Below are 19,077 nucleotides of genomic sequence, written 5' to 3' on the forward strand. Positions count from 1 at the left end.
TACCATATTAGCCCTGAAAATGTTATGCTAGGTCTTATAAGATGAGACACCTGCCGCTACATTCAGAACGGCTAAACAGGTGGGAGGGATAGAAGCTGATGGAATCCGCGCCGCAAAGATTGACCATACTTCATACGAATGATATACATAGCCACTTCGAAATGATGAGTCCGATTGCTGCGCAGATAGAACTTCTAAAGGCTGAGGCGGGTGAAGATCCCGTGTTGCTCGTGGATATCGGGGATCATATGGACCGGGCAGCTGTGGAAACCGAAGGTACTATGGGCCAGGCGAACATTGATATTCTAAACTTGACCGGATACGACGCTGTCACCATCGGCAACAACGAAGGACTGACCTTCTCGCAGGGAGATGCGCAAGAGACATTGTCTGCGATATTCACCGGCCTACAGTGCCCGGTGGTGTGCTGCAATTTCCTGGATTCGTCGACGGGAGAACCTCCGCACTGGATCAAACGCCATACGATTGTGGAGAAGGAAGGCATCAGAATCGGGATTACGGGAGCTACGGCAGCTTTCACTTCCTTCTATTCTTTGATGGGCTGGGATGTCATGGACCCTGAGGAGGCGCTGCGTGAGGAGTGCCGTCTTCTGGCCCCGCAGGTCGACCTTGTCATTATTCTCTCTCACCTTGGCCTGCCTGCAGACCGGGCGCTGGCGGAGAAGCTGGAAGGTGTGCATGCGATCCTCGGCGGACATACGCATCATATGCTGGAAACGCCGCTCATCATTAACGGGACCGCCGTTTGCGGTGCGGGGAAATTCGGCCGCTATGTAGGAAGGCTTGTGTTTGAACGGACAGCGCCTGGAGATTCGTTCAAGTTCTTGAACGGCGGATGTATTGCTGTTGATCCTAATCTGAGAGAGAATGTTATTGCTCCTGCCGTTAGGATGAATTTGCAGCGTGGTCTTGAAGTGCTGGAGGAGACGGTGGCGATCAGTGACCGCGAGCTGCCGCTGGATCTGCAGGGCGAATCACCCTTTGGCAATCTGCTGGCGCAGGCGGTGCGGCGTTTCACAGGCAGTCCGATCGCATTAGTCAATACCGGACAGCTGCTCGGGCCGCTTCCGAAGGGGAATATCACTGCAGGGATGCTTCATGCGCTCTGTCCCTCACCGATTAATCCTTGTACTGTCAAGCTTGCCGGCAAAGACATCCGCACGGCGCTTGAACAGAGCCTGTCAGACGAGTTCTGCAATAAGGCAATCTTCGGCTATGGTTTCCGGGGGAACGTGCTGGGAAGCCTGGCTGTGGATGGATTAAAAATCTTGTACGATCCGGCGGTCATGCCTTATGATAACGATATTGCCATTTTTGTCGATGGAGAACCGCTGGAGGAAAGCCGGGAATATGAAGTAGGGACTTTGGACATGTTCACTTTTCGGAGCGGATATGAGAGTATCGCTAACGGGCGTGATACAGTGTATCTGCTGCCACATTTTCTGCGCGATCTGTTGCGGATGGAGCTGCAGCATCCGGGAAGTCTTGAGGAATGTATGCTCGTCCGCTGGGAGAGCAGAGCGACTTAATGTGGCATCACCTACATATGTAAATCTAGAGCAACAAGCTGCAACAAGTTTCATATGTTCAAGAACAGGAGGCTAAGATGGATACTATTACAGCAATTATTCTGGCTATTGTAGAGGGGATTACGGAGTTTATTCCGGTTTCATCGACAGGCCACATGATTCTTACCACGAAACTATTAGGCTATAACGAGCAAGAGCCGATAATGAAGACATACGAAATTGTCATTCAGCTCGGTGCGATTCTGGCCATTGCTCTGGTCTACCGCCAGCGGGTTCTGAATTTGCTGGGGATCGGACGCAGCCGTCAAGGCAGAGGCGGTGTGATGCCTGCTTCACGTCTCAATCTGGTGCACATCATTCTCGGAATTGCTCCGGCGCTGGCCGTGGCATTTTTTGCCCGTGACTTTATCAAGGGGCTTTTCGGGGCTACGACGGTGTTATGGGCACTGGTCGCCGGCGGGATTCTAATGATCGTTGCAGAATGGGTGAACAAACGCAAGATCCGTGTAACTGCGCATGAGCTTGATGATCTGTCTTACGGGCAGGCGCTGGCTATCGGCATGTATCAGATTATTTCCGTACTCTGGCCCGGCTTCTCCCGCTCCGGTTCTACAATCTCAGGCGGTATGCTGAGCGGTGTCAGCTATAAGGCTTCGGCGGATTTTTCCTTCCTCATCGCCATTCCAATTATGTGTGCGGCTTCCGGTTATGAGCTGCTGGATTCGTACAAGTATTTTACAAGTGATACCATTTGGGATTTTGCCATTGGATTCGTAATTTCATTTATAGTCGCTTATGTGGTCGTAATCCTGTTCATGAAGCTGATTCAAAAGATCAGACCGACACACTTTGCGATCTACCGGTTTATTCTGGCAGCTGTTTTCTGGCTGTTTATTATGCGTTAATCTCCAAAAAACTTGGTACCGGCAAGGATGTATCCGTTCATCACAAATTTCTTGCCGGATCGCTCAAGGCAACGGTATAGACACAGCGTGTTGACCCTAAGATTTTGAAACAGAATAGTAATTTACCGTTAAGGGCAGGAGTGAGCCAAGGTGCGTTTAGTATCCGTGAATCGGCTTCAGGCGGGAATGAAGCTGGGTAAAAAAATTTATAATGATGAAGGACTTGTTCTGTTAGCGGACGGAATAGAACTTACGGATGCCTTAATTAAGCGGCTGGCAAGGATCGACATCGGCTATATCTATATAGAGGATGCCATCACGGAAGATATCGTAATTACTGGAATGCTGCATGATGAGACGCGCAATCAGGCGCTGAAGGTCATTAGGAGCCAGTTTCAGGATATGTCCGGTGCTTCCGGCATAACTAAAGGCTTCTATCATCTCGACAAAAAATTCTCCAAGATGATGGACTCCATTCTGGAAGACATGTCATCACTGGAGGACCCGATGATTATGCTGGCGGATATGCATACAGCTGACAACTACCTTTATGTCCATTCGCTTAATGTCTGTCTGTATACGCTGGTGCTTGGAATTGCCCATGGCTACAGCAAAGAGGAGCTGCGGGTAATTGGGCTGGGCTCGCTGCTGCATGACATTGGCAAAACGCAGATTCCGGTCAAAATCATCCAGAAGCCGGGGATGCTCAGCGACGAGGAGTTCCGCCATATGCAGGCCCACACTGAAATCGGATACCGGATTCTCAAGGATGAGCCGAATATCCCGCTGCTCGCGGCGCATTGTGCCCTACAGCATCATGAACGTATTGACGGCTCCGGCTATCCCCGCGGGCTGACCGGTTCGCAAATCCATGAATATGCCAAGTGGCTGGGGATAGCCGATTCCTACGATGCCATGACCTCGAACCGGATCTATAAAAAAGCGATGCTGCCGCATCAGGCGGTAGAAGCGCTGTATGTCGGATCAGGGACATTGTATGAGCAAAACCAGCTGGAGCTGTTCAGAGACCGTGTAGCGATCTACCCGCTTGGGCTCACAGTGAAGCTGAGCACCGGCGAGAGCGGCGTCGTGGTCAAAATTGATCCCAGTATCCCCCACAGGCCGGTTGTGCGGGTATTTGCCGGCCCCGAGGGTGAGGCGGTTACTCCCTTTGAACGGGATCTTGGCCGGGCACTTTCCGTTGTGATCGTCGGCGTGTCAGATGAGGATCAATCTATGGTGAAGGTGACCTAACTGATGTTGGCGGCAGGGAGATAGCTTTTCGGCTTCCCTGCCGTTTCGCAGCGAGGGAAGAAAGCAGGTTACGCAGCGGTGCGGCCTGCTTTCTTCCCCGCTGTTTTTTATACTCTTCCAAAGGAAAGGTTCCCCGGGCCGCAACAAAAGGATCTGGCAATTACGCCGCTTGGAGCGGCATAATTGCCAGAAAGTGCAGTTTTTTTGCTGCTCGTGGTATGATATAGGTTAAGTCAACGTTCTTTTTGATTTATTTTGGGTTAATAATAAGGAATACGCACTAAAGGAGCAATAAGAAATGAGTATATTAGAACCATCCTCCACAACTGTCCGTGAACTGTCGCCGAGCTACGATCCATGGGATCCGATTACTTCACTTCGCAAGCATGGACGGCATGTATTGACCAGTGTGGAGATGACGGTTACCAATCTATGCAACATGCGATGTGAACATTGTGCGGTTGGCGACAGCCTGACGATGAAAGAAGGAGAAATGCTGCCTCTGAAGAATATGCTGGACCGCCTGGAGCAGGTAGAACATCTGCAAACGATCAGTATTACCGGCGGGGAGCCGATGTTCCGCGCATCGACTGTAGAGAATATCATCGTGCCGCTGCTGAAATATGCCCGTGAGCGGGGCATACGTTCGCAGATCAATTCCAATCTGACTATGCCCTACGCCCGTTACGAGCAGCTGCTGCCGTATCTGGACGTGATGCATATCTCATTCAATTATGTGAACGGAGACGACTTCCATGAGGTAGGCTTCGCCAACAGCGGCCATCCGGTGTCACGTGAAGCGGCGTATCGTTTATATGACACGATGCTTGAGAATTCACGGCGGCTCAGTGAAGACGGTATGCTGATCTCAGCAGAATCTATGATTAACTATCGTACACACACCAAGCTGCCTGAAATTCATAAGCTGATTGGCGATATGGGCGCAAGACGGCACGAGGTGCATCCGATGTACGCTTCCAGCTTTGCCTCTTCGCTCCCTGTGCTGTCTCTGAAGGAAATGGGTGATGCCATTCATTCCCTGCTGGATCACCGCGATCCGGAGATGTGGATGCTGTTTGGCACTCTGCCGTTTTTTGCCTGCAGCTTCCTGGAACAGGATCAGAAGCTGCTGCGCAGATTGCGTACCGAGAAGAATGTGACGCTGCGCAATGATCCGGACGGAAGAAACCGTGTGAATGTAAATTTATTTACAGGTGATGTCTTTGTCACGGATTTTGCCGATATTTCTGCCTTTGGCAACATCAGTACCAGCAAGCTGGATGACATTTTCGCCGAGTGGCAGACTAAGCATCCGCTTAATCAGAAAGTGAATTGCCACTGTGATGAAGCTGGCTGCTGCGGGCCCAACCTTTTGGTGGCCGATATGTACTATCCAGAGGTAGATTTCAAATCAAGGAAAGCGATCACTCTGTAGAAACGAGGCGTTGTTATAGTGGTGCATACGGAATTTGACATAGGAAGATTGCTGCTTAATCTTTTGCTGGTTCTGGTGCTTGTATTGTTGAATGGTATATTTGTAGCAGCGGAGTTCTCGCTGGTAAAGGTCAGACAGTCGCGTCTGACCCAGCTTGTCAGTGAAGGCAACAAGATGGCTGGATACGCGCTGAAGGTCAACAAAAAGCTCGATTCCTACCTTTCAGCGACCCAGTTCGGTATTACCCTCGCCTCATTGGGTCTAGGCTGGGTCGGTGAGCCGGCCATCTCAGAGCTGCTGGTCGAACCGCTAATGTTTCAACTCGGCGTCACCGATCATACACTGATTTCCACTGTGTCTGTCGTTGTCGGGTTTTCCATTATTACATTTTTACATATTGTGCTGGGCGAGCTTGCTCCAAAGTCCCTGGCGATCCAAAAAACTGAAGGCTCAGCGTTGCTGCTCTCTGCGCCGCTAATGTTCTTCTATAACCTGTTTCTGCCCTTTATCTGGGTGCTGAATGCATCCGCCAATGCTCTTCTTAGACTGGTGGGGGTTGAACCGGCCAGTGAAGCCGAGGCGGCTCACTCGGAAGAGGAGATCCGGATTCTGATGAATCAGAGCGCTAAGAGCGGTGTCATTGATAAAGACGAGATGAAGCTGATGGATAACATTTTTGAATTCTCCGATTTACTGGCCCGTGAAGTTATGCTTCCGCGTACTGATATGGATGTGCTCTATAGCAATCTTACACTGGAAGAGAATATGCGGATCATTACGGAGACGAAACATTCGCGTTATCCGGTTGCCAACGAGGATAAGGACCGGATTATCGGCTTTATCCACATTACCGACCTGTTGTTCGCACCTTTAGAGCAGCAGAATGATCTGGCTTCGCTGGTCCGCCCGATTCTGAACGTACCGGAGTCGATGGAAATCAGCCATGCACTGCGCCTGATGCAGAAGAACAAAGCCCAGCTTACGCTGGTTGTCGATGAATACGGCGGTACAGCCGGACTTCTGACCGCTGAGGAGATTCTTGAAGAAATTGTCGGCGATCTGCATGATGAATTCGAGGATGAGCGTCCGAGCGTCGAGCGCAATGGAGATTATATCTCAGTTGAGGGCCGGATGCTGATTGAGGATGTCAACGATCTTACGGGTGTGATTATTGAGGATGATGAGGTCGATTCCATCGGCGGCTGGCTGTTCAAAGAGCTGGAGGGTAATCCGTCCAAGGGTAAGCGGATTGTTGTGGGCGATGTCACCTTTGAAGTAGAAGAATCCACCCGGCTGCGGATTACAAGAATCAATATCCACCGGGAAAAGCTGGTTGTAAGTGAAGAGGACGATACCGAGACGGATGAAGAAAAGGAATAAGCTTTTATGATATTGCCGGTTCAATGCAGCCGGACAGTTTAATAACCGTACCTTTACATGGAGCATTCCTTCTCTTTGTAAAGATGCGGTTTTTTTGCGTGGGCGTTCTGATACCACCCCAGCCAGTCATAAATTAGTTACGAAGAGATGTGTGTTCAGAAGAAAGGTAAATCAAGCAAATACTTCGAAGCGTGGTTTGTACGAAGCTGAATCTAGGAAGTATTTGCTAACAAAACTTTGAGGAGGGTGTTTCTATTGAACTCCGAGGAACGTGTATGGACACCGTATAGGGGACCATTTGACCCTTGTCCGCCGGTGCCGTTCAAAACGTATGTAGTGCCGCCTAATCAATTTATTGCTTTTCAGCCCCCGGGATTGCCGCAGTTTCCATTATCTGAAGCACTGAGGGCGGGTACACTTTGGCCCGCGCTGTTCAGCCCGTATGAATCCAAATCCGGCAAAGGAGGAATTTAGGACGATGGAAGCAAATCCTTGCGAGCCCCGTTACTATGAATTGCTGGAGCAGCTGCAGGTTCTGGATTTTGCCCTGGTGGAGCTTAACCTGTATCTGGATACCCATCCGGAGGACTTAAGAGCGATTGAACAGTTCAATCAGCTGACTCAGGAGCGCACCCGGCTGGCCAATCAATTTCAGGAGCTGTACGGTCCGCTGCAGAACTTTGGCCGCGCTTACTCTAAATGTCCGTGGGAATGGAGCCAGAGTCCTTGGCCTTGGCAGGTATAGCGGCACACTGACCCCGGCGAAGCGGCTAGGCGAATAAAACTAAAAGGAGGGTTCGTTCCCGAATGTGGATATATGAAAAAAAACTGCAGTACCCGGTACGTGTCGGCAAATGCGATGTGAGGATGGCGCGGTATTTGATGGAGCAATATGGAGGCGCGGATGGGGAACTGGCGGCAGCGCTTCGTTATATGAATCAGAGATATGCGATTCCAGATAAGGTTATCGGCGTACTCACGGATATTTCAACGGAGGAGTTTGCCCATCTTGAGATGATTGCCACCATGATCTACAAGCTGACCAAGGATGCCTCTATCTGTGAGCTGGAAGCGGCAGGCCTTGGCCCGAATTATGCGACACGGGATCACGCCTTGTTCTATAACAACGCCGCTGGCGTTCCGTTCACGGCAGCCTATATTGCCGCCAAAGGCGATCCGCTGGCCGATCTCTATGAAGACATCGCCGCTGAGGAGAAAGCCCGGGCTACATACCAATGGCTGATTGATATGACTGATGACGTAGATCTGCAGGACAGCCTGAAATTCCTGCGGGAGCGGGAGATTATTCATGCAATCCGGTTCAAGGAGTCAGTGCAGATATTGATTGATGAGCGGGGGAAGAAGAAGGTGTTTTAATAAGATGTATACATGAAGTAATTATTCAGATTGATAGAAAAGAGCCCAGAGAAGTATCTGCGGTTCTTTTTTTCTGGTAACAACTCAATGCAGTTTCGATTAGAGCCGTAAACCGTTCATCACGTAAGAGCGGACAGTATCTACAAGTAGATCGGTTCGATCTTTTTCCCCGCTTATAAACCAGTAATACGCAGCACTATAGATCGCAGAGCCTGTCATAGCCGAAATGACTTTGGTATGATGGCGGTCTGCCATACGCTGATTATCACCGTTCAAAATTATGCTTTCGATCATTTGCTGCAGCATCTTTTTTACCTTTTCATGAACAAGCGTATCAATAGATTTGGAGTCCATTCTGCATACCTGATAAAAATCTACGATGTAGTTATGTGTCAGCAAGATCAACTCTGTACATATTTCATCCGTGAACCCCTGCGCTTTCACCACTTGCTCAGGAATCAACTCTTGGAAAGCCTGTTCTGTAATTTTCTCCAGCAAAGCGTATTTATCTTCATAGTGGGCATAGAAGGTGGCACGGTTAATGGTAGCTCTCTGTGCTATATCTTTTATGGTAATTGCATTAAATCCTTTATACCGCAACAAATCTCTGAATGCTTCCCTAATTAACTGTCGTGTGCGCAAAACTCTTGGATCTTCCTGCTTTGCCATATCAATACCTCCCTATGTAAACATCAGATATCTAAATGTGTTGTCTATGCAACTTTTTCTTTACTCTGCTGATTGAAATCGTAATAGTACCATACTATTATCGTATCAGACAGGTGTTGCTTAAACAAACTGTGATAGTTAGCTGAAAGGAAGGATAGTATTGAACATCAAACAAAATAGACTTTTGATAGTTGGCGCCGGTGTGATTGGCAGTTTATACGCACTCAGATTTGCACAGTCAGGACTGGACGTCACATTGCTTGCCCGGGGAAAGAGGTTGGATTCGCTTAAAACGGATGGGCTGCGATATAACGATAATGAGACGATACAGCAAATATCTATCAAGATGATAGAAAAGCTTGCGAGCGACGATACCTACGATTTCATCTTTGTTCCTGTGCGCTATGATCAGGCAGAATCTGCCCTGTCTGCGATCAAGAATAATCAGAGCAAAACAATAATCACCTTGAGCAACACCGTGGGATACGACCGCTGGCTTGAAATCGTGGGTGATCGTTTACTTCCAGGATTTCCGGGTGCAGGTGGAGACATCAAAGACGGTGTTCTATACGCCCAATTCGGTTCCAAAACTTTTTTTGGTGAAATAAATGGACAATTGACTGAAAGAGTGACGAGGCTTGCCCAAATATTTGAAACAGTTGATTTGCCTTATGAAATACAAAAAGACATTCAAGCATTCCATGTTTCGCATGCTGCGCTCGCTGTAGTGAACAAGCATCTCTATACGAACGACGGAATGGTGGATATAGAGACAGCAAGAAACGAGAGTACTCTAAGCAAGATTGCCGCAGATATTAAACAAAATATTCATCTGGTAGCGCAAGCCGGAATTCCGGTAATTCCGCCTGAAACGAAGTTAATGGGTGAATTGCCTGTAGAAGATATTATATCCCAATACCGCCAGATGCTGAGCGATGAGTTTATCATTGATGTTAAGCTTGGAAACAAGGCTGTCAGCAGGAAGGCTGAAATAATGTTATTGGATGAGGATTTTCATAAAAAATATCTGTTCGACAATGAAATCAGCGCCGAAGAGAGCGCCCGGCCTATATTGCCGCCAAAGGCGATCCGCTGACCGACCTCTATGAAGACATCGCCGCTGAGGAGAAAGCCCGGGCTACACACCAATGGCTGATTGATATGACCGATGACGTGGATCTGCAGGACAGCCTGAAATTCCTGCGGGAGCGGGAGATTATTCATGCAATCCGGTTCAAGGAGTCCATGCAGATATTGATTGATGAGCGGGGGAAGAAGAAGGTGTTTTAAGAAGCTGCAACGATGTAGTAAGCACTCGGTTTGAGAAGAAAGAGCCCAGAGATAATTCTGCGGCTCTTTTTTCATGTTCTGAAATTAAAAAATTCAAATTCAACAAATAGTATACTAAGAATTTTTTTCGCTTACATTGCGATGATCTCACGATCATGTTGCCGCGTTATGCTGTAATAACTAGTCCTTTAAAATTTTAATTTTTAAAAAAGAGGTTTCGAAGTTAACAAGAACAGACAACAAGGAGCGTGAAAGTTAGTGAGTTATCATCATCCATTTGTAAAGAGAGTATTGAGCGGGATATTGGCAATGACGGTTCTGCTCCCGCTTATTCCACCCTCCCTTTCATCGTCATCGATTGTCTATGGGGATGCAGCGGAGCCTAGCGGTATCGTCATGGCAGAAGATTTCGAAAAGGTTAACTTAGCTGACTTAACCTTTGACAGTGCACGCATTCATAGCGGCAGTATGGCGCTTGAAACGAATCCGAAATACGTTCGTAACGGGGCAAAGTCCTTGCGGATTGATTATGACTTCATTGGCGTAACCGATAATCCATCCCAAGTTGCGGTAGGGCCTGCAACTCAGTTGGCGTTAACAAACAGAGTTCCCAAAAAAATCGGGATGTGGGTATACGCCAATAACGAAGGACATGGTCTAACCTCTAAGTTCTACGTTTCATCCACTGGAAAATCCAAAACGTATGAGATTAGGAGTGAAGAGGTAGGTATAGACTGGAGCGGCTGGAAGTATGTAGAGGCTGAAATAGGGGCTGATTTGACTCTGCCGGGCACCCTGGCGTTCTACTTCCAGATGAAAGAAAGGCAAATGAGCAAAAAGAATAAAGGCTCGGTTTGGATTGACGACGTCAGGCTCATATATGATGAACCGGTGGATGAAGATATGGGTGTTCCTGTGTTAAGTCCAACTACACCCACTCCCAATCAAACCTTGAACGCCCCCGTTTCTGACATTATCCTGTCAGCGGATGATACTAAGTCGGGTATCGATCCAGACTCAATCCGGTTAACTGTGGATGGTCAGTCTGTTGCACCGGCGGCCTATACATATGATCTGAATAATAAGGTGATAACCTATCACCCGGCTATACCGCTCGGCGGCGGCTATCATCAAGTGCTGGCAGAAGTTAAAGATCTGGCCGGCAATCCGGCAGCAGCAGAGTATGCTTTTAATATTGAGCATGGCGCCATGTTTACATTAGAAGCTCCAGCGGAAGCTGTCAGCAACGAGACCTACCGGTTGAAGCTCGAGGCGAAGGATGTAGGCGAAGCCAAGCACGTGCATGCTAAGATCAAGTTCGATCCAGAGACGCTGCAAGCGAATGCTATTAACGCACGTTCCGATTTAAGCAATGTGCAGACTACCATCGATAATGCAGGCGGTTATGTTGAATTTAGTGCAGAGGGACTGCAAGGCGACCATGCGGATGCGCTGGCAATCATCGATTTCGACGTGAATAGATCCGCGAAGATAGAACGTGGCGAGACGTATAAGCATATTGCTATGGTGGGGGGCGGCTTTGGGTATGACGGCGGCCCTTCGGTGAATTCCTTTGCCTCACCGGTTAATTATAAGATCGGGTTTCCGTACACTCTAAAAGTTAAGGGATCAGGCCTGCAAACACAGAATATAATCACCGTCACAACTCACGCAGGAGATCCGGTAGAAGGAGCGGAAATTGATTTTACCGATACAAACGGCCCTCAGACTTATGTGACCGTAACAGCTGAGGGTTCCAATATATATACGAGCGCTGATAGTTCGTCCGCAGTGTTACTGGCGGCAGAGAAAAACGGGCAATTTTTCGCCGCAACAGGAAGTACAACCGGATTTGTAAAAGTGTATATGCCAGATGGAACCAAGACCGGTTACATACCATCCGCTGATGTACAGCAGAAGGATCTTACCGAAGGGTTGGGCTTGACGGATGCCAGGGGAGAGATCCATACGTCACTAGCTAACCTTGCAATAGGCACCTGGAAAGTGCAAGCGGTCAAGGATGGCGGTACCAGCGAGAGTATCAGCATGACGGTTGTTTCTCAGTTTGGTGGGGACGATCCGAAATATGTACAAACCTTTGTTACCGAAGATATGAGTACGATGATGAGCGTAGGGTGGCAGACGGCACCTAGAGTTCAACAAACTTCTATCCAATATGTGAAAGATAGCGATTTGGTTAATAGTGACTTGAGTAATGCACCGGAAAAAGCGGCAGAGCAGCTTGCGCTTTCTGATGTGGAGGTCATTCATGAGGTCGCAGGTGGGCCTCTGGGCGAAATTAAGTTCCATAAATCATTGGTTACTGGCCTCGAGTCAGGTACGGATTATCATTACAGAGTTGGCTACGAAGGACATTGGAGTACATGGTACGATTACAAGACATTGAAGGCAGTACCGGATCATCCCGTTTCTTTTGTGTTTGTAACCGATTCGCATACCAAAGGTGATAATGGGCTTGCAATTTATCAACAATTGATCAGCAATGCTTTAACTAATTATCCGGATACCCAGTTCATTATGCATGGCGGCGATATGGTTGACGATGGGTCGATCTTGAATGAGTGGAACCAGTTCTGGGAAGCTTCATCGATCTACGCATCCTCTATTCCTTCTGGTTACACAATGGGGAATCATGATGTTAAAGGGGAAGGCAAAGATATTTTTGCCAAGGGATTGGATCTTCCAAATAATGGGCCTGAGATCCAGAAGGAGTATGCATATTCGTTCGATTCAGGCGAGGTGCATTTCATTGTGCTGAACTCCGAAGCAGACGAAGTAACCATGGACAAGCAAGCAGCATGGCTTCGTGAGGATATTCAAAAAAGTAATAAAAAATGGAAGATTGTTATGTTCCATAAGCCTGCTTATCATACCGAAGATGGACGCGGAAATATGATCGAATATACACAAACATATTTTGCCCCTATTCTGGAAGAATTGAAAGTAGACTTGGTGCTGGAAGGCCACGACCACGTGTACGCGCGCACCTATCCAATGAGTGAAGGGAAGCCATTGTTGAACGGAGAGCAGGGGACTGTCTATTTGGACGGAGGCGCATCTGGCTGGAAGTTCTACGATGGAACAAAATATGAGTATCTGAATTTCATGTTTGACGATGATGTTCCGGTATACTCTGCAATTCAAGTTAGCCATGATAAAATCATAATTCAAGCTCGTACTACGGAAAGCGAAGAATTGATCGACAACTACACGATTGAGAAGAAGGATGAGCTAAAGGTGACTTCCGTGGCAGTATCACCGGCCCAATTGACGTTAAAGGTCGGTGACGAGCGCGGGACTGTACTTACCGCTACCTATAGCGATAACTCCGCTGTCGATGTCACGAATCAAGCAACATGGACTTCTTCGAATGAGAGTGTAGCTACGGTAGATGCCAAAGGCATCATTCACGCTGTCGGAATTGGCGGGGCTACAATCCAGGCGAGTTACGCCAATATGTCGCCAGTTAATATTTCTGTAACCGTTCAGACCGAAGGTACGGTTCCTGTTCTGCTTAAGCTGACTGCCGATCCAGGCACTCACACATTGCAAGCGGGTCAGACAGCTGCTTCTGTTATCACGGCAGTATATGACAATGCAGTGAATACAGTTGTAACGGATCAGGTCATTTGGACGACTTCGGACCCTGCCATTGCCTCGGTATCGGGTGAAGGTGTCATTACGGGCGTTGTAGCAGGTAAAGGAGTAACGATCACGGCTTCGTTCGGCGGCAAATCAATTGCGATTCCAATTGTGGTTACTGAGGTTCCAATTCTGACCTTGGTTGATCTGGCTGTAACACCTGCTTCGCTCTCCTTGAAAGCAGGTCAAACGCAAGCCTTGTCGGTGACGGCAAAGTATTCAGATCTTTCTACTGTCCTTAAGACCTTGGATGCGAATTATGTATCGAGCGCGACTTCTGTTGCTACTGTGAGTGAAACAGGGGTAGTGACAGCGGCTGGCACGGGGACGGCCTCGATCGTAATATCTTTTGGGGGAATCAAGAAGGAGATTTCGGTTTCGGTAACGGCGGCCACAGGCAACAACAATGGAGGCACGACACCGGCAGCAACACCGGCAGCAACGCCAACACCGGCAGCAACGCCGACAGCAACGCCAACACCAACATCAACGCCGACAGCAACACCAGCTGTAACTGTAGAGCCTGCGAAGCCAAACGGAGTGAAACCTGTGTTCAACGACAGAGTAGACTTAGATAAGGTTAAAGCTATAGTGGCGAAAGAGCGAACAGCTTCTGTTGTTAAATTCCCGGACGTACCTGCAGCTCTGTGGAGTGCATCGTTCGTTGAACGTGCGGCCCTGATGGGGATCGTAACTGGCTATGCGGATGGTTCATACCGTCCTGACGCCAAAGTAACGCGCGCTGAGTTTGCTGCAATGCTTGTAAAAGCTTTTGGTCTGACAGCTTCGGGGGGGACCGGATTCTCCGATACGCAAGGGCATTGGGCTTCGGAGGCGATTGTTGCGCTTCAAGAGAATGGAGTGATTATGGGCTACTCCGATGGTTCATTCCATCCCAAGCAGGAGATAACCCGTGCGGAAATCGTGACCATGCTGGCTCGTCTTACGAACTATGTTACCAGCACATCGACGCAATTTTCCGACGTTTCTACGAACTGGGCAGCAGAGCAAATCAATGCCTTCGCTAATGCAGGTATCCTATCGGGTAAAGGCAACGGAGTCTTCAAACCGAACGAAGCTGCTTCCCGCGCCGAATCAGTAGTGATGATCATCCGTCTCTTGGATAAGGTCCTTGCACCTTAAGAAGCAGTTCAATTTCTCATTGTAGAGTTTAACGACTAAGGCTTATGTAAATAAGCTGAATAAAACGAGCAGCCCAAGCCGGGTTGCTCGTTTTGTTGGTTGTATCAGGGCGATCCGCTGGCCGGCCTCTATGAAGACATCGCTGCCGAAGAGAAAGCCCTGGCTACATACCAATGGCTGGGACTGCTTTTTCCCAACGGTGAAACCGGGAGTACACCTCTATCCGATTGTCCTCTTTAATCTCTTTTGTAATATCTTAGAAAATGGATAAGCTCACAATTTTATCATCTACAATGCTGAAGTGATATTCCAGCAATAACGGATCGGGTAAACCTGTTTTGTCATAAGTTCCATCCAACTTGCATGTTACAACAACCGCATCCTTATTTTCTTTTACTGCTTTTGGCTCTAATGTTACGTTTGCTCCAAAATGGTATTGATCACTCCATTTTTTAATCGCTTTTTGGCCAATCCGCTTTTTTCCTTCATCCAACACAACGGCATCTTCTGAAAAGCAGTTTACAAATGCTTCCGGATCGGGCTTATTCGATGCATCAATAAATTTACTGATCGCAGCAGGGATTTGATCGATTTCCATTATTTCTCCCCCTTATTTAGTTTGAACAATTAAACTGTCGGAATGGTACCGCCATCAATGACATATTCGCTTCCTGTAATGGATGCTGCACGGTCAGAAACCAAAAATGCAACCAGCTCAGCGACTTCTTCAGGTAATCCCGGCCTGCCAATTGGAATTCCTCCGAGCGAATCCATAAGCTGCTGGAGCGCACTTTCTCTGCTTCCTGTTGTAGTTTGCATCCGATCAATTAACGCATCTGCTGCCTCAGTTTGAATAAAACCAGGAGACAATGAATTAATCCGAATGCCACGGGGAGAAAATTCATTAGAAAGTCCCTTGCTGTAATTAGCGAGAGCAGCTTTAGCTGCTGCATAAGCTAATGTAGTTTCATAAAGGGGCAATCTCCTTTGGATTGAGGTGAAATGAAGAATAACACCTGATTTATTTTCCAACATTAATGGAATAAGGCCGCGATCAAGCCGGACTGCGGCCAGAAGATTCCAATTTAAAGCCTGCAGCCAATCGTCATCGCTAAGAACAAGAGCGCCACCTGGCGGAGTAGTTGATCCGCCTACACAATGGACAATAATATCGATACCGCCAAGCTGTTCTTTCACTGCTGTAATCACTTGCTCTACCCCTTCAGGTGACACAAGATCAGCTTGAACGAATTTAACCGAATGTGCCATGTCAGCAGAAACGGAACGGGCCGTTGTCAGGACTGTTGCTCCGCTGCTTGCAAGTCTATTCACAACAGCTTGTCCCATTCCTTTTGTTCCGCCCGTTACAAGCACTTTCTTGCCTTTAAATTCTGTTGCCGAGTACTCAAATGATCTACTCATATCTATACCTCCTTATTATGAATAACTGAATCGGTGTGTTCTGCGCTCTGTCCCTTAAACCTTTATGTAATGTTCAAGAGGAGCTGGATATAATATTACACTTGACTCTTTTATAACGTCCAATTTATTATATTCATAAAACTTATGAATAATATTAATATAAAGAAGGTCATGTTATGGAGCTTACACAATTAGAGTACTTTATGACTGTTGCACGGTTAGAACACATGACGATGGCTTCAAAGGCACTCGGCATTACCCAGCCAGCCCTAAGTCATGCGATTGCCAAACTTGAGAACGAAATCGGCGCTCCCTTGTTTGAGCGCAATGGGCGAAATGTGAAGCTGAACCGTAATGGCGCAATGTTCTCTAAATGGGTCGGCAAAGCATTGCAAAATATTGAAAACGGCGTAAAAGAAATCGAAGAATGGTCTAACCCGGATACGGGGGTTATTACTTTATCTTATCTCAATATTCTTGGCGTTGACTTAATTCCCCATTTAGTCCGAAGCTATCAATTAGACTATCCCAAAGTCCGCTTTGAATTGACACAAGGAAATCTTGGAGATATAGATGATCATTTGGAACAAGGACACTCGGATCTTATGATTACATCGAAGGAATCTACTTTAGACAATCATAAATGGGTGGTTATGCAAAATATACCGTTGTTTATTGTTGTATCCTCCCAGCATCATTTAGCGAATCGTCCAGCTTTGAGTTTGGCAGAGCTGTCGGGCGAACCATTCATTGGTTTGAAAAACAACTGCGGATTAAAAGCGACGATTATGTCACGTTTCCAGCATACTGGTTTTGTCCTTGATTCGGCGTATGAAGCCGAGGACTTAATCACAGTAGCCGGATTTATTAAGTCAAATCTCGGTGTATCTGTCCTGCCTAAGACTATGGGATTGATGTTGGATGAACTTGTTTGGATTCCGATTACTGATGAGGGATGGTATTGGGAAATAGGCTTAAAGTGGAGAGAGGATCGTCATATTTCTCCAACTGCCAAGCGGTTTATTGCATACATTGAAAATGAACAGCAACGACTTGATTGATGTCATGGTTGAGGCCGTTTTTTATTGATCGGTAATGACCCGCTGGCTGATTTGTACGAGGACTATAAAAAAGAATCAAACAGCGCCTTATTCGGGTTGTTTGATTCTTTTTGATATTTGTCTTGATGGGTTGTACAGATATGTAGCTCTTATACGTTATAGCCGAAGCCCAGGATCGTGAAGCATTTGTCCTCATCACCAGCGGCCATTCTTATTTCTATCACATGCTCCAAGTTAAGCTCATTCTGGTACAGGATAACCGGGTTGCAGTGTGTCCAGTTGTTCTCATGCGGATCAGCAGTGACCACCAGTTTGCCATCGACGAGAATGTCCGCTTTTCCAAACTCGGGACTGCCTGAATCCTTGTATACCAGGATAAGGTTTTTGCTTGTTATCGTCAGCTTGAAGCTGTCCTGCCCCGAAGCAGCCTCATGCATCCAGTTATGCGGAAATTCTGGGGTCCCGTAAGGGTTCGCGTCCATTTCCACCATCTGCAATTCCGTATCGCTTCCCGAAAAACCGCCTGCTTCAATGCTGGCAGCGCCTATATGGCTCTTGCGGTCCAGCAGCCGGGTGCAGGCAAAATCATTCCCCAGAACTGGCGGTTTATTCAGTATGATATCCCCGCCGGTCGTAAGCGATTTATAGGTCTCGGAGAATAAGAAGGTGAGGCAATCCGCCATTACCCGGTGACCCTCGTTAGTGGGATGATAGATATCATAGAAAAATTGCCTTTTCGATATGATATTACCTTCAGCCTTGCTCAGACGGAACTGTTCTGTCACTGCGTTCTTTACACTGACCATAGGGAGATGATAGTGCATGCCTACGGGGGAGAGCCGTTCCTGGAGGTTCCAGTCATTCACAAAAACACTGAACAGCAGGATAACCGCCGGCTGGTTGCTCGCGGAAAGGATCTTCAGGCAGAGGCTTTCAAAGCAGTTGCCCTTTGTTTCATCGCCCTCGTCGTTTACCGCGAATTCCACCACTACGATGTCCGGTGTAACGGCACCGTCCCTGAGAATATCTCTTTCATAGCGGATGACCCCAAGCTCCGATGGCGTTCCGCCTACTCCGGCCTTCACATAATGAATGTTCTCTCCGCCGTCCTTGCCGAATAGTTCCTTAAATCTTAAATAGGATTGATAGGCATAACACCCGGTATGTATAGGCTTGGCCCCCGCACCTTGAGTGATGGAACCTCCGATGTAGGCGATCGTGACGTCCTCGCCTTTCACTGCTTTTGCTATCGCTGTCTTCAATCTTGTATTATTGCCTGAATGCATCAAGGATTTTGCGATCATGTCCCTGTATTCATTCGAGCCGAACGAAACTTGAGGTTCAGTGCTAAGTTCAGGCACGGCATAACCGTCATTCAGATAGAAAATGATACTAACCGTCGCCAGCTCGCCCTCCCGGCTGAATTCGAAGGCGAATTTTCCGGGAGACTCATCATCCTCGGACCATGTGTAATCCTCTAGCTTGAGCATGATTTCGGTTCCGTCGCTTGGGCAGGGAACAACCAGCCGGGTGCCTGTCTCATATTTACTCGTTTTGCCCCAGTTCTGGAGATGGAAAGACACCTCCGCATCTGCCCTGGCTGTCTTTACGGACACCCCGATACTATGAACCAGACGGCGAAATCCAGTCCAGCTCCCCAAAAGACCCAGAATTTTCTCATCTGTGACCCCACCTATATATTTGGCCTTATCTATCAGATAGTTGCCTTCGAGATAAATTTCCTGTGAAGGCCTGCCCTGAGTCCGCGCTGTCGCCTCAATAGCTGTTTCAAACAGCACGAAAAATCCGCTTCTTTTCTGAGCCGGGTCCTTGGGTGCCTTAGGACCTTCATTTCTACCGGCAGAATGGACCTTGCTATTGTCTTCCACTTTAAACCAGCCTCACTTTCCAATGTGTATGAAGGCGCT

General features: G+C 47.8%; 15 protein-coding genes and 2 pseudogenes. 13 read left to right on the plus strand and 4 right to left on the minus strand.

The genetic code is table 11. The annotated features are described in order from the left end of the window. Positions 1–98 precede the first annotated feature (98 nt). The 8 genes from MHI45_RS29155 to MHI45_RS29190 all read left to right on the plus strand — a co-directional run bounded on the left by MHI45_RS29155 (position 99) and on the right by MHI45_RS29190 (position 7,901). Entirely contained in the window at positions 99–1,550 is a 1,452-nt protein-coding gene (locus MHI45_RS29155) for a bifunctional metallophosphatase/5'-nucleotidase (protein WP_076113288.1), read from the plus strand. Between the two features lie 77 nt (positions 1,551–1,627). After that, positions 1,628–2,455: an undecaprenyl-diphosphate phosphatase gene (locus MHI45_RS29160; RefSeq protein ID WP_038588572.1), complete on the plus strand. Its 828-nt coding sequence runs from the start codon at positions 1,628–1,630 to the stop codon at positions 2,453–2,455. A gap of 150 nt (positions 2,456–2,605) precedes the next feature. Further along, positions 2,606–3,709, plus strand: coding sequence for an HD-GYP domain-containing protein (locus MHI45_RS29165; RefSeq protein ID WP_340899546.1), 1,104 nt, complete (start codon positions 2,606–2,608; stop codon positions 3,707–3,709). Positions 3,710–4,007: 298 nt separating this feature from the next. Beyond that, a complete protein-coding gene (gene yfkAB, locus MHI45_RS29170; protein ID WP_076113289.1) occupies positions 4,008–5,144 on the plus strand; it encodes a radical SAM/CxCxxxxC motif protein YfkAB in 1,137 nt (378 codons plus the stop codon). A gap of 21 nt (positions 5,145–5,165) precedes the next feature. After that, complete coding sequence (locus MHI45_RS29175) at positions 5,166–6,524, plus strand: hemolysin family protein (RefSeq protein ID WP_076113311.1); 1,359 nt, start codon at positions 5,166–5,168, stop codon at positions 6,522–6,524. A 255-nt stretch (positions 6,525–6,779) separates the two neighbouring features. Next, positions 6,780–6,998, plus strand: coding sequence for a spore coat associated protein CotJA (locus MHI45_RS29180; protein ID WP_341118430.1), 219 nt, complete (start codon positions 6,780–6,782; stop codon positions 6,996–6,998). 4 nt (positions 6,999–7,002) lie between these two features. Beyond that, on the plus strand, positions 7,003–7,269 hold the full coding sequence (locus tag MHI45_RS29185; RefSeq protein WP_076113291.1) for a spore coat protein CotJB: 267 nt from the start codon (positions 7,003–7,005) through the stop codon (positions 7,267–7,269). Between the two features lie 62 nt (positions 7,270–7,331). Further along, positions 7,332–7,901, plus strand: a complete 570-nt coding sequence (locus MHI45_RS29190; protein WP_341118432.1) for a manganese catalase family protein — start codon at positions 7,332–7,334, stop codon at positions 7,899–7,901. 99 nt (positions 7,902–8,000) lie between these two features. On the opposite strand, the gene MHI45_RS29195 is transcribed toward MHI45_RS29190, so the two are convergent. Beyond that, positions 8,001–8,570, minus strand: coding sequence for a TetR/AcrR family transcriptional regulator (locus MHI45_RS29195; protein ID WP_341118434.1), 570 nt, complete (start codon positions 8,568–8,570; stop codon positions 8,001–8,003). Between the two features lie 160 nt (positions 8,571–8,730). Here MHI45_RS29195 and MHI45_RS29200 point away from each other — a divergent pair, with 160 nt between their 5' ends. The 4 genes and pseudogenes from MHI45_RS29200 to MHI45_RS29215 all read left to right on the plus strand — a co-directional run. Then, positions 8,731–9,666, plus strand: coding sequence for a ketopantoate reductase family protein (locus MHI45_RS29200; protein ID WP_341118437.1), 936 nt, complete (start codon positions 8,731–8,733; stop codon positions 9,664–9,666). Next, positions 9,636–9,860, plus strand: a pseudogene (locus MHI45_RS29205) (manganese catalase family protein); the annotation flags it as partial. The gene MHI45_RS29200 and the pseudogene MHI45_RS29205, both read left to right, overlap by 31 nt. 258 nt (positions 9,861–10,118) lie before the next feature. Beyond that, positions 10,119–14,666 carry an S-layer homology domain-containing protein gene (locus tag MHI45_RS29210; RefSeq protein ID WP_341118440.1) on the plus strand — a complete coding sequence of 1,516 codons (4,548 nt, stop codon included), beginning with the start codon at positions 10,119–10,121 and terminating at the stop codon, positions 14,664–14,666. 105 nt (positions 14,667–14,771) lie between these two features. Next, positions 14,772–14,846, plus strand: a pseudogene (locus MHI45_RS29215) (spore coat protein CotJC); the annotation flags it as partial. Positions 14,847–14,922: 76 nt separating this feature from the next. Here MHI45_RS29215 and MHI45_RS29220 read toward each other — a convergent pair. Beyond that, a complete protein-coding gene (locus tag MHI45_RS29220; RefSeq protein WP_340899541.1) occupies positions 14,923–15,264 on the minus strand; it encodes a nuclear transport factor 2 family protein in 342 nt (113 codons plus the stop codon). Positions 15,265–15,293: 29 nt separating this feature from the next. Further along, entirely contained in the window at positions 15,294–16,088 is a 795-nt protein-coding gene (locus tag MHI45_RS29225; RefSeq protein WP_076113297.1) for an SDR family oxidoreductase, read from the minus strand. A 176-nt stretch (positions 16,089–16,264) separates the two neighbouring features. Here MHI45_RS29225 and MHI45_RS29230 point away from each other — a divergent pair, with 176 nt between their 5' ends. Then, positions 16,265–17,149, plus strand: a complete 885-nt coding sequence (locus MHI45_RS29230) for a LysR family transcriptional regulator (RefSeq protein WP_340899538.1) — start codon at positions 16,265–16,267, stop codon at positions 17,147–17,149. A gap of 149 nt (positions 17,150–17,298) precedes the next feature. Here the strand turns inward: MHI45_RS29230 and MHI45_RS29235 are convergent, their stop codons facing one another. Then, positions 17,299–19,038 (minus strand): SGNH/GDSL hydrolase family protein, encoded by a 1,740-nt coding sequence (locus tag MHI45_RS29235; RefSeq protein WP_340899537.1) that lies wholly within the window; start codon positions 19,036–19,038, stop codon positions 17,299–17,301. Positions 19,039–19,077 lie beyond the last annotated feature (39 nt).

It is taken from the genome of Paenibacillus sp. FSL H3-0321 (assembly GCF_038002865.1).
GTDB lineage: Bacteria > Bacillota > Bacilli > Paenibacillales > Paenibacillaceae > Paenibacillus_AQ.